Here is a 12,148-nt window from a genome sequence, read left to right as displayed (position 1 = left end):
GCCTGTTGGGAGAGCCGCAATGACGCACCTCCGTAGCAAGCGCTCGCCGAGGACCGGCAGGGCGTTGGCCGCCGTACTCGGCCTGGTGGCCGCCCTGGCCCTCGGGACGGTCGGGGAGGCCCAGGCCGCCCCGGCCGAGGAGACGGGACCGCCGCCCCGACACAGCGACCGGGCCCACGGCTTCGCCTCCCTCGCCGGCGGAACCACCGGCGGCGCGGGCGGCCGGGTCGTCACCGTCACCGACCAGGCGGCGCTGGCGAAGTACGCGGCGGCGAAGGAGCCGTACGTCATCCGGGTGGCGGGCTCGATCGCCGTGGCACCCTTCGGTTCGGACATCGTGGTCGCCTCCGACAAGACGATCATCGGCGTCGGCGACACCGGCGAGATCGTCCACGGCGAGCTGCACCTGAACCCCGGCACGCACAACGTGATCATCCGCAACCTGACCATCCGCGACAGCTACGTCGAGGGTGACTGGGACGGCAAGACCAGCGACTTCGACGCCATCCAGATGGACTCCGTCCACCACGTCTGGATCGACCACAACCGCCTCACGCACATGGGCGACGGCCTGCTCGACATCCGCAAGGACAGCGAGTACATCACCGTCTCCTACAACCGGTTCGAGAACCACAACAAGGCCCTCGGCATCGGCTGGACGGACAACGTCCGCACCCAGATCACCATCGACCACAACTGGTTCACCGGCACCAAGCAGCGCAACCCGTCCGCCGACAACTGCGCCTACGCCCACCTGTACAACAACTACCTCTCCGCCCAGGTCGACGCCGGCGACCCGCGGTGGACGTACGGGAACTGGGCGCGCGGCGCGACGCGGATGGTCATCGAGAACAGCTACTACGACGGCGTCCAGCACCCCTACCAGGCGGACGCCACCGCGGAGCTGGTGCAGCGCGGATCGATCCTGAAGGGCACGACCGGCCGGCACGACGCGTGGGGCGACGCCTTCGAGCCGGACGAGTTCTACGACTACCGGCTCGACCCGGCGGCCGCCGTCCCGGCACTGGTCAAGCGATTCGCCGGGCCGCAGAAGCGACTCGGCGCCCACTGAAGCCGGTACTGAACCACCCACTGCACCCGATGAACCACCCATTGATCCCCCACGTGTTCAGCCCGTTCACCGCTCCGTTCCACCGCTTGTTGGATCCAGAAGAAGAGAGCCGACCAATGAAGATCAGCAATCGCAGCAGCAGAAGCACAGGCAGGCGCCGGACCTCCGCCGCCGTCGCTCTGGGGGCCGTGCTCGCGCTGACCGCCACCGCCTGCGGTGACGACGGCAGCGGAGCGGGTGGCGACAAGGGCGCCGAAGGCAGCGGCAAGGGCAAGATCGTCTTCTGGGACAACAACGGCGGTATCCGTACGGCTGTCTGGAAGGAGATCATCACCGACTTCGAGAAGGCGAACCCGGAAATCGACGTGGAGTACGTCGGGATCGCCGCCACCGAGTACCAGTCCAAGGTCGACACCGCCATCCAGGGCGGCGGCCTGCCGGACGTCGGCGGTGTCGGCGCGGCGATGCTGGCCGGCTTCTCGGCCCAGGGCGCCCTGGAGCCGCTGGACGACCGGCTCACCGAGTCCTCCCTGAGCGGCAAGCTCAACGAGGACATGGTCGAGTCCCTGAAGGCGGCCGGCGGTGGCGACGGCACGCTGTACTCGGTGCCGACCTCCGCCAACAACGGCGTCCTCTACTACCGCACCGACCTGTTCGACAAGGCGGGGCTGGACGCGCCGACGACGTGGGACAAGTTCTACGAAGCCGCCGAGAAGCTGACCGACGAGGACAAGAACGAGTTCGGCTACACCATTCGCGGCGGGTCGGGATCGATCGCGCAGGCGCTCGACGCCATGTACGGGCAGTCCGGCATCACCTCGTTCTGGAGCGAGGACAAGAAGACGACGACCGTCAACGACCCGAAGAACGTCGAGGCGCTGGAGAAGTACGCGGCCCTCTACAAGAAGGTCACGCCGGCCGCGGACGTCAACAACGACTTCGCCAAGATGGTCGCCCAGTACGACTCGGGAACCATCGGCATGCTCAACCACAACCTGGGCTCCTTCCAGGACCACGTGAAGGCGCTCGGCGTCGACAAGTTCCGCGGCATCCCGCAGCCGGTCGGCGCCACCGGCAAGCGGGTCCAGGTGTCCAACCCGGTCGACGGGCTCGGCATCTTCAAGAGCTCCAAGAACAAGGAGGCCGCCTGGAAGTTCATCGAGTTCGCCACGTCGCACGAGCAGAACTCGAAGTTCAACGAGTCGGCCGGGCAGGTGCCGTCGAACACGGAGGCCGCCGAGGACGCGTGGATCCAGAAGGCCGAGCCGACGAAGCTGGCGGCGGAGGCGCTGAACGACGGGTCCACGACCATCGTCCAGCTGCCGTACTACCTGCCGGACTGGAACACGCTGTCCAAGTCGGAGAGCGAGTCGGGGTTCCAGAAGGTGCTGCTCGGTGAGATGAGCGCGAAGGACTTCCTGGACGGGCTGGCCGAGAAGCTGAACGAGGCGCAGGCCGAGTGGACCGAGCAGATGGGTTAGTTCCCACCGGGTTTCGCCGTGGGGCGGTCCGTGCTTCTCGGGCTGCGGGCCGTCCCGGGCCGGGCGCGCAGTTCCCCGCGCCCCTCAGGTGAGTCACTTCCCCCTTGTGAAAGGTACCCAGCGTGGTTCTCAGTCGAAGACAAGTCACCGCAGCCGCCGTCTCGGCCGTTCCTCTGGCGGTCGCCGGTGCCGGTACCGCCCGTGCCGGAGGGCACCGCCCTCGCACCCTCTACATCGCCGGTGATTCCACCGCCGCGCAGAAGTACGCCGACGCCGCGCCCGAGACCGGGTGGGGCATGGCGTTGCCCTTCTTCCTCCGCAAGGACCTCCGGGTCGCCAACCACGCCGTGAACGGGCGGAGTTCCAAGAGCTTCGTCGACGAGGGACGGCTGGACGTCGTCCTCGACGCGATCCGGCCCGGCGACTTCCTGCTCGTCCAGTTCGCGCACAACGACGAGAAGGAGGAGGACCCCACCCGCTACACCGAGCCCTGGACGACGTACCAGGACCATCTGCGGCTGTACGTCGACGGGGCCCGGGCCCGCGGGGCGCGGCCGGTGCTGGCCACGCCCGTCGAGCGGCGGCGGTTCGACGCGGCGGGCGACGCGCGGCCGAGCCACGGGGAGTACCCGGCGGCGATGCGGGCGCTCGCGCGGCAGGAGGGCGTGGCGCTGCTCGACGTGCAGACGCTGTCGCTCGCGCTGTGGCAGCGGCTCGGCGTCGAGGGCACCAAGGCGTACTTCAACTGGACCGCCACCGAGCAGGACAACACCCACTTCAACCCGCCCGGCGCGATCGCGGTCGCCCGGCTCGTCGCGCGGGAACTGCTGCGCACGCGGGTGCTGGCGCACCGGGACGTGCGCCGGCTGGACGAGGAGATCCCCGAGTCCTGGATCGAGTGGCCCGCGCCGGCCACCGCGTAGCACCTCGACACTTCCGGAAAAGGAGAGCCGCACCATGAGCACATCGAGATGGCATGGCCATGCCACCAAGAGAACCGCCGCGCTCGTCGGCTGCACCGTCCTCGTACTGAGTCTCACCGCCGCCACCGCGCAGGCCCGCCCCGGCCACCACCATCCCCGCGACACCGCCCGGCAGACCCTGCCGGCCGGCGACGGCTGGGCCTCCCACGGCACCGGCACCACCGGCGGGGCGGACGCCGGCAAGGAGCGCGTGTTCACCGTCTCCACCTGGGACGAGTTCAAGGCCGCCCTCGCGGTGGAGGGCACCGCGCCGAGGATCGTCAAGGTGCGGGGCACGATCGACGCCGTCTCCGAGGGCTGCGAAGCCTTCGCCGTGCCCGGCTACGACTTCGACGCGTACCTGGAGAAGTACTCCCCGGAGAGCTGGGGCACCGAGACCGACCTGAGCGACGAGCCCGACGACAGCCCCGAGGGCCTGCGCCGCGCCTCCGCCGCACAGCAGGACGAGGCGATCAAGGCGAACGTCCCCGCCAACACCACCATCATCGGCGTCGGCCGGAACGCCGGGCTCAAGGGCGCCAGCCTCCAGATCAAGGGCGTGGACAACGTCATCGTCCGCAACCTGACCTTCGAGAGCCCCGTGGACTGCTTCCCGCAGTGGGACCCCACCGACGGCGACAAGGGCAACTGGAACTCCGAGTACGACAGCGCCGTCGTACACGGCTCCACCCACGTGTGGCTGGACCACAACACCTTCACCGACGGCGAGCACCCCGACAGCGAGGCGCCCGCCTACTTCGGCATGCTGTACCAGCAGCACGACGGCCAGCTCGACATCGTCAAGGGCGCCGACTACGTCACCGCATCCTGGAACGTCTTCACCGAGCACGACAAGACGATCCTGATCGGCAACAGCGACAGCGAGTCGACGGCCGTCATCGACCGCGGCCACTTGAAGACGACCTTCCACCACAACCTGTTCAAGGACCTCGTGGAGCGCGCGCCCCGGGTGCGGTTCGGCCAGGTCGACGTCTACAACAACCATTTCGCGGCCGGCGAGGACTACGCCTACAGCTTCGGCGTGGGCAAGGAGTCCCAGCTCGTCGCCGAGCACAACGCCTTCACCCTGCCGGACGGCGTCAGCCCCGCGAAGGTCCTCAAGAAGTGGAGCGAGGCGCCGGTCACCGCCGCGCACAACCGGGTCAACGGCCGCTTGGTCGACCTGATCGCCGTGCACAACGCCGAGATCCCGGACGAGACCCTCCGGTCGGGCGCGGGCTGGACGCCCACCCTGCGCACCAAGGTCCTCCCCGCCTGGGCCGTCCCCTTCGTCGTCGACCACGGCGCGGGCGCCGGCCGCCTGCGCTGACGCCCGTCCAAGAACCGGGCCGGGGCGCCCGCACCGCCCCGGCCCTCCCTCCCGGCCCCCGAAGGAGAGCACCGGCATGCACCGACCCGCCCTGTCCCGCAGAGGTTTCCTCCTGACCACCGCCGGCGCGGGTGCCGCCCTCGGCCTGGCGGCCGGCCCCGCCACCGCCGGCACCCGCCCCCGCCCCCGTCCCTTCGGCCCGTACGGCTCACCCGCCGACCGCCGCACCCCGAAGACCCTGTACGTCGACCCCCACGGCCGCGGTGACTTCACCTCCGTCCAGGCCGCCGCGACCGCCGCCGAGGGCAGTGGCTGGACGCTGGTCCTCGCCCCCGGCACCTACCGAGAGACGGTGTCCGTGGACGCCGACCGCACCGACGCCACCTGGATCGGCGCCTCCCGGGACCCCCGCGACGTCGTCATCGTGTACGACAACGCGGCCGGCACCCCCAAACCGGACGGCTCCGGCAACTACGGCACCAGCGGGTCGGCCACCACCACCGTGCGGGCCGACGGCTTCACCGCCCACCGGATCACCTTCGCCAACGACTGGCTGCGCGCCGACCACCCCGGCTGGACCGGCACCCAGGCCGTCGCCATCAAGGTCCAGGGCGACCGCAGCGCCTTCCACCACTGCCGGTTCCTCGGCCACCAGGACACCCTCTACGCCGACACCCGCGACCTCGGCCACTTCGCCCGCCAGTACTACGCGCACTGCTACGTCGAGGGCGACGTCGACTTCGTCTTCGGCCGGGCCACCGCCGTGTACGAGGACTGCCACTTCCGCACCCTGGTCCGCACCGACCTGGCCGGCGCCCCCTACGGCTTCGTCTTCGCGCCGTCCACCGCGGGCGCCAACCCGCGCGGCTACCTGGTGACGCGCGGCCGGATCACCAGCGAGGCCCCCGACGGCTACTACAAGCTGGCCCGGCCCTGGGTGCCCAGCTCCGACACCACCGCCCGCCCCATGCTCACCGTGCGCGAGGCCCACCTCGGCGCGGGCGTCGACGCCGTCGCGCCGTACGCCAACATGCGCGACGCCCACCCGTGGCAGGACCAGCGGTTCCGCGAGTACCGCAACACCGGTCCCGGCGCGGCGGTCACCGTGCCGGAGAACCGGCCGCAGCTCACCCGCGCGGAGGCCGCCGCGCACACCCGGGAGTCGTACCTCGGCGACTGGCGGCCGTATGCCCGCCGCCGGTGACCCACCCGACGCCCTGCCCGGCTTCCACCCGGCGCTCAAGGACGAGCTGACCTTCCCGCTCGCCTGGGGCACCTCGCCGGTCCGGGACTTCGAGGCGTGGCGGCGCACCGCCCGCGCCACCGTGGAGGCACATCTCCTCGTCGACGGCCAGGACGACACCCACTACGCCCCCGAGTTCACCGACCGCGACGACGGCGAGGAGTACACGCGGGAGCTGGTCACCCTCTCCCTCACCCGCTACGGACGGGTCCGCGGCGCCCTGCTCACCCCGCACGGCGCCGGGCCCTTCCCGGCCGTGCTGCTCCTGCACGACCACGGCTCCCGCTTCGACATCGGCAAGGAGAAACTGGTCCGGCCCTGGTACGACGACACCCGGCTCGCCGCCGCCGTCGACTGGGCGGACCGGCACTTCGGCGGGCGCTTCCCCGGAGACGAGCTGGCCCGGCGCGGCTACGTGGTGTTCTGCGCCGACGCGCTGGGCTGGGGCGACCGCGAACCGCTCACCTACGAGCGGCAGCAGGCCCTCGCGAGCAACCTCCTCCACCTCGGCAGTTCGCTGGCCGGGCTGCTGGCCCGCGAGGACCAGCGCGCCGCCGGCTTCCTGGCCGGCCTCGACCGCGTGGACGCCCGCCGGGTCGCGGCGGCCGGCTTCTCCATGGGCGGCTACCGCGCCTGGCAGACCGCCGCCCTCAGTGACGACGTCGCCGCCGCGGTGAGCGTGTGCTGGATGACCGGCCTGAAGGGCATGCTGGTGCCCGGCAACAACACCCTGCGGGGACAGTCCGCGTTCCACATGCTGCACCCCGGGCTCGCCCGCCACCTCGACCTGCCCGACGTGGCGAGCATCGCCGCACCCAAGCCGATGCTGTTCCTCGGCGGTGCACAGGACCCCCTGTTCACTGCCGAGGGCGTCCGCACCGCCTACGCCCGGCTGCGCGCCGTCTGGCAATCCCGCGGCGCCGCCGACCGGCTGCGCACCGAGACCTGGCCGGACGTGGGGCACGCCTTCGGGCGGCACATGCAGGACGAGGCCTTCGCCTGGCTGGAGTCGGTCACCGCCGCACCGGCCTGACCGACCCGAGGGTCGGCACCACCGGCTCGACCGTGCCGTCCGCCGCGAAGCGCAGCCGGTCGATCGTGGTCTCCCGGTGCGTGCCGTCCCCGCCGGGCCTGCCCGGGCCGTTCAGGGCGAACCGGTGGTAGACGATGTACCAGTCGTCGGTGCCGGGGGCGTTGACCACGGAGTGGTGGCCGGTGCCGAGGATGCCGTACTCCGGGCGCTTGGACAGGATCGTGCCCCGCTTCGTCCACGGGCCGAGCGGGCTCGGACCGGTCGCGTAGGCCACGTGGTAGTTCTCGCTGCGGGTGTCGTCCTCGGACCACATGAAGTAGTAGGTCCCGTCGCGCTTCACCACGAACGAGCCCTCACGGAAGTTCTCCGGGGTGATGTCCTTCACCCGCGACGCGTCGAACGACACCATGTCGTCGTCGAGCGGGGCGACGTAGCCGTGCCCGTTGCCCCAGTACAGGTACGACGTGCCGTCGTCGTCCGTGAAGACGGCCGGGTCGATCATCTGGCCTTCGAACCGCCCCTTCGGGACCAGCGGTTCGCCGAGCGCGTCCTCGAAGGGGCCGGCCGGGGAGTCGGCCACCGCGACGCCGATCTGCTGCTCCGCGCTGAAGTAGAAGTAGTACTTTCCGTCGCGCTCTGCGATCGCCGGCGCCCAGGCGTTCTTGTCGGCCCAGCTCACGTCCGGCCCCAGGTCGAGGACGACGCCGTGATCCTTCCAGTGGACCAGGTCCTTGGAGGAGAACGCCTTGAACCGCGTGCCGCTCCAGCCGGGGAAGCCGTCCGTCGTCGGGTAGATCCAGTACCGGCCGTCCATGTACCGCACGTCCGGGTCCGCGTACAGGCCGGGCAGGACCGGGCTGCGGGTGGGTACCGCCTCCACCGTCCAGGTGCGCTTCGTGCCGTCGGCGGCCGTCACCGTGTACGTCTGCGGCCTGCGGAAGTCGCGGCGCGTGCCCGACCTCGGGCTGAGCGTCGCCTCCGCGCCGACCCACAGCTTCGGGGCGAGGTTGCGCAGGTTCGTGCGCGGCTCCATCGGCAGGACGACCTTGCCGGTCTCCTCGCTGACGACCGCGTACCCCTTCTGCCCGCGTGCCGTGGCGTCCACGATCGAGGCGGGGCTCGCGGGGTAGGCGGCCAGCAGCCGGTCGTACTCCGCCTGCGTCACCGGGATCACCGTGCCGTGCCGGGGGCTGGCGGGCAGCTGGTAGTCGGTCGACGGCGTCCACTTGCCGGAGTCGAGGTCGGCGGTCTCGAAGGGGAGGTAGCCCCGGCCGCCGTACTCGTCGACGAACAGGTACCACTTCTCCTCGGTGTTGGACTTGAAGACCGTCGGCCCCTCGCCGCGCTCCATCGCGCCCCGGCCGATGCAGTCGGAGACGAAGTCGTACGAGGTGTCGGTCAGCGAAGCCGCCTTCTCGCCGGTGATGAACTTCGAGCACGGCGAGCCGGAGGACGGGTCGCGCTCGTCCTTGGTGTAGCGGTAGTACGTGCCCTCGTGCTCGACGACCGTGGAGTCGATGACCGAGTAGCCCGGGTCGTTCCAGACCTTCGGCTCGCTGAAGGTGCGGAAGTCCTTCGTGGTCGCGTACAGCATCTTGTTGTACGTCGAGCCGGTGTGGTCCGGGTCGTCGTCGGCGTAGAGCTTCGACGCCCAGAAGACCACGTACGCGTCGAGCTCGTCGTCCCAGTAGGCCTCGGGCGCCCAGGTGTTGCCCGCGTTGTCCGGGGAGACCTTCACCAGGCGCTGGTCGGTCCAGTGGACCAGGTCGGTGGACTCCCACACCATGATCGACTTGCTGCCGTGCCGCTGGACCTCGTCCCAGCTGCCGCTGCTGTTCCGGTACATGCGCAGGTCGGTGGCGATCATGTAGAACCTGTCGCCCTCGGGGGAGCGGATCACGAACGGGTCGCGCAGGCCCTGCTCGCCGATCGTGGACGTCAGGACCGGCTTGCCCGCGTTGAGTTCGCGCCAGTGCAGGGCGTCATTGCCGCGGCTGAGGGCGTAGCGGATCTGTTCGCCGTCGGCGGTGCCCTCGCCGGTGAAGTAGGCGAAGAGGTATCCGGCGTACGGGGACTTCGGCACGGGCGGTGCTCCCGGGTGTGCGGTGCCCGGCGGGGCGGCGAGCAGGGCGAGGAGGAGGGCGAGGAACGGGACCAGGAGCGTGCGACGGGCGGTGGGACGGCGCATGACACTTCCTGTGGGAGTCTGGGGGATTCTGTTGGGTGGCGTGCTCTCGGAGTGTCACCAGTGGGGAGTGGGGCGTCAACGGGACGGCAGAGCTCGAAAGTTTCGGTTCCGCACAGGGGAACGCCCCCGCCGGTCGTCACCGGGCGGGGGCGTTCGAAGGGCCGGCCGAGTGGGGGCTCGGGCGGCGCGCACCGGCCCGGGGGGTGGGCCGGTGGTCCTGAAGGCTCGGACGGGCTACCGGTAGGTCGGGCTACTTGTAGGCGATGTCCGAAGCGGTGAAGTCGCAGGTCTTGCCGTACGGGCCGACCGGGGACAGCTTCTTCGGCTCCTTGCCGCTGCTGTTGCCCTCGTAGCGGGCGCAGGTCTCGATCTTCTTCTTGCCGTCACCGTGGATGCGGACGTTGCGCAGGGCCGCCGTGTCGCCGTAGTTCTGGTTGACGCCGACGATCGACTTGCCGGGTGCGGTGATGTCCACGTCGTTGATGATGATGGTGCGCTTGTACTGCTTCTTGCAGTTGCCGCAGGAGCGCACCAGCTTGCCGAAGTTCTCGACCTGGAACTTCGAGACGACGAGCTTGCCCGCGCCGTTGAACTGGAGCACCTTGTCGTCGGCGTTCCTCGCGCCGCCGCCGTGCACCGTGTAGACCGCGGAGGCCGAGGTGCCCTTGAAGCTGGCGGCGTCCTCGCCGACGTCCAGCCACCACACGTTCTGCAGCGTGCAGGAGCCCTTGCAGTGGACGCCGTCGGCGGCCGGGGTGCCGATGATGACGTTCTTCAGCGTGGCGCCGTCCGCCAGCTCGAAGACCGGGTCCTGGCCCTCGTCCTGGCCGTCGCCGCCCAGCTCGCCGGTGCCGTAGAACTTCTTCATCCCGCCGTCGTAGGTCCCCTTGACCGGGATCGTCGACGAGACGGGCTTGCTGCCGGTGCCCTCGGGCCAGGACGACGCGGCACCCGCGGTGGACAGCATCGTCGTGGTGACGATCGCGGCCCCGGTGAGGCCGAAGGCAGCGGTCCCGGCGATCACCGCCCGGCGCTTGGTGACCCGGCGGCGGTGGCGGACGCGCTGTTCAGCTCGTGCAGTCATGCCCATTTCCTTGCGTGGGGAGAGGAACTTTGCGCTTCCTGGTCGCCACCGGTGGAGAAAGGGTTGCCGTGACTTCAGGGATTCTTCACGACCGCCGACGGGCCGCCGTCACGAACCGCCGTCGCGGGGTGCGAAGCCGCCCCCCACCGAAAGCTTTCCGGACCCGGCGGTGGCCGTCGCGGTGTAGCGGTCGCCGTGCGCGTCCCGGCCGCCGCTCTCGTGGTCGTACTGGCCGGCGAACATCCACTCGCCCGCCGGTACCGTGCGGCCCTCCTTCAGCGTCCACCGGTACACCAGGAAGCCGTCCCGCTCGTCGACGGTGAAGGTGAAGTCCCCTTCGGGCAGCGAGCGCCAGGCGCCGGTCGAGGCGACCCCGCCGGTCTGCGCCACCCGCAGTTCGACGGTGAGCGCGGTGAGGGGCTCACCGGTCTTGAGGGTGACGTTGCTCTGCGCCCAGAAGTCGTTGCTGTACGGGTCCACCGAACCGTCGGACCAGAGTGGACCGTCCTCCACGGCGGCGGACGCGGGCGGACGGGCGGTTCCGGTCGCCGTCGAGGTCGCCGCCGGCGGCCGGGGGGACGCGGGGGAGTCCGGGGCCTTCGACCCGGGCGCGGTGGTGCCCGGGGTCGCGTCGGCCGGAGGGGCCGGCGCCCGGCTCGTCGTGTCCCGCGGCGACGGTGCGGGGGTCGGCGAGGTGGCCACCGAACGCTGCGGGGGAGCGTCGTCCTTGACCGCGGACGCGACCGCGTACCCGCCGACCGCGAGAACCCCCGCCACCGCGGCCGTCGCCCCGGCCACCCGCGCCCAGCCGAGCACGGGCGGACGCGTCGCCCGGTGCTGATGCGGGCGCTCCTCGCCCGCCATGCCGCGCTCCACCCGGGCCAGGATGCGCGCCCGGTCGGGCTGGTGCGCACCGGCCGCCTCGTGCAGCCGGACCCGCAGCTCCTCGTCCACGTCCCGCCGGCCGGTCATCGGTTCCTTCCCGCGGCCTCACCGCTGCGCGCGACCGCCGCGTGCACCTGCCGCGCGGCCGTCTGCGTGCCGAGCAACCGCTGCAGTTCGGCCATTCCCTTCGACGTCTGGCTCTTCACCGTACCCACCGAGACGCCCAGGGCGAGCGCCGTGTCCCTCTCCGAGAGGTCGAACGCGTGCCGCAGCACCACGCACGCCCGCTTGCGGAACGGCAGCCGGCGCAGCGCCTCCCGCACGTCCACCACGCCCGCGACGTCCGGGTTCTCCGTCCGCTCCTCGCGCTGCGACCAGAACAGGGCGATCCGCCTGCGCTCGCGCACGGCGGTGCGGACCCGGGTGCGGGCGAGGTTGGCGATGACCCCGCGCGCGTAGGCGGCCGGATGGTCGGCCGCGCGGACCCGGTCCCAGCGGTGCCACAGGGCCAGCAGGGCGTCCGCCGCGAGGTCGTCGGCGGCGTCCGGCTCGCCCGTCAGCAGGTGGGCCAGCCGGGCGAGTTCCGCGTAGTGGCGCTCGAAGAAGGCGTGGAACTCCACGGAGGCGGCGTCGTCGACGACTGTCCCCACGGGCGGACTCTCCTCGCAGCGGCTTCCCCGGCGTCGAACAGCCGTGCGCCGGGCCGGAATCCGGAACTGTAGCAGCGTTCGACGCACACTCGTACGGTGCGTCGAACGCTGTGTGAAGAGCCGAACCGGCCGACATTCCCTGCCCGTTGGACTAGCCCCAAGGCCGTGAAGTTTGGGGGTTGGGGCGGGTTGTCAAGGTTCTGGAGACGCGAGGATGTTG

The 12,148-nt window shown here is 71.0% G+C and carries 9 protein-coding genes and 1 pseudogene; 6 read left to right on the top strand and 4 right to left on the bottom strand.

Annotation, left to right across the window (positions count from 1 at the left end):
* Window positions 1-19: 19 nt before the first annotated feature.
* The 6 genes and pseudogenes from IE142_RS28100 to IE142_RS28075 form a co-directional block, all read left to right on the top strand.
* A pseudogene (locus IE142_RS28100) lies at window positions 20-1,063 on the top strand (pectate lyase family protein); the annotation flags it as partial.
* Between the two features lie 125 nt (window positions 1,064-1,188).
* Window positions 1,189-2,553: an ABC transporter substrate-binding protein gene (locus tag IE142_RS28095; RefSeq protein WP_191888344.1), complete on the top strand. Its 1,365-nt coding sequence runs from the start codon at window positions 1,189-1,191 to the stop codon at window positions 2,551-2,553.
* 122 nt (window positions 2,554-2,675) lie between these two features.
* A complete protein-coding gene (locus IE142_RS28090; RefSeq protein ID WP_191888343.1) occupies window positions 2,676-3,476 on the top strand; it encodes a rhamnogalacturonan acetylesterase in 801 nt (266 codons plus the stop codon).
* A 34-nt stretch (window positions 3,477-3,510) separates the two neighbouring features.
* Complete coding sequence (locus tag IE142_RS28085) at window positions 3,511-4,845, top strand: pectate lyase family protein (protein ID WP_191888342.1); 1,335 nt, start codon at window positions 3,511-3,513, stop codon at window positions 4,843-4,845.
* A gap of 76 nt (window positions 4,846-4,921) precedes the next feature.
* A complete protein-coding gene (locus tag IE142_RS28080; RefSeq protein WP_191888341.1) occupies window positions 4,922-6,049 on the top strand; it encodes a pectinesterase family protein in 1,128 nt (375 codons plus the stop codon).
* Entirely contained in the window at window positions 6,033-7,121 is a 1,089-nt protein-coding gene (locus IE142_RS28075) for a dienelactone hydrolase family protein (protein ID WP_191888340.1), read from the top strand. Before IE142_RS28080 ends, IE142_RS28075 begins: the two co-directional genes overlap by 17 nt.
* Here the strand turns inward: IE142_RS28075 and IE142_RS28070 are convergent.
* The 4 genes from IE142_RS28070 to IE142_RS28055 all read right to left on the bottom strand — a co-directional run bounded on the left by IE142_RS28070 (window position 7,102) and on the right by IE142_RS28055 (window position 11,928).
* Complete coding sequence (locus IE142_RS28070; protein WP_191888339.1) at window positions 7,102-9,309, bottom strand: glycoside hydrolase family 43 protein; 2,208 nt, start codon at window positions 9,307-9,309, stop codon at window positions 7,102-7,104. The genes IE142_RS28075 and IE142_RS28070 overlap by 20 nt on opposite strands.
* Window positions 9,310-9,559: 250 nt before the next feature.
* On the bottom strand, window positions 9,560-10,393 hold the full coding sequence (locus IE142_RS28065; RefSeq protein WP_191888338.1) for a pectate lyase: 834 nt from the start codon (window positions 10,391-10,393) through the stop codon (window positions 9,560-9,562).
* A gap of 108 nt (window positions 10,394-10,501) precedes the next feature.
* The gene (locus tag IE142_RS28060; protein ID WP_191888337.1) at window positions 10,502-11,365 is read right to left on the bottom strand and encodes a hypothetical protein; all 864 of its coding nucleotides are present in this window, start codon (window positions 11,363-11,365) and stop codon (window positions 10,502-10,504) included.
* Window positions 11,362-11,928 (bottom strand): SigE family RNA polymerase sigma factor, encoded by a 567-nt coding sequence (locus tag IE142_RS28055; RefSeq protein ID WP_191888336.1) that lies wholly within the window; start codon window positions 11,926-11,928, stop codon window positions 11,362-11,364. The genes IE142_RS28060 and IE142_RS28055 overlap by 4 nt, the downstream gene beginning before the upstream one ends.
* Between the last annotated feature and the right edge of the window lie 220 nt (window positions 11,929-12,148).

It is taken from the genome of Streptomyces mutabilis, assembly GCF_014649815.1.
In the GTDB taxonomy this organism is placed as follows: domain Bacteria; phylum Actinomycetota; class Actinomycetes; order Streptomycetales; family Streptomycetaceae; genus Streptomyces; species Streptomyces mutabilis.
This window is presented reverse-complemented; position numbering and strand designations above follow the sequence as displayed.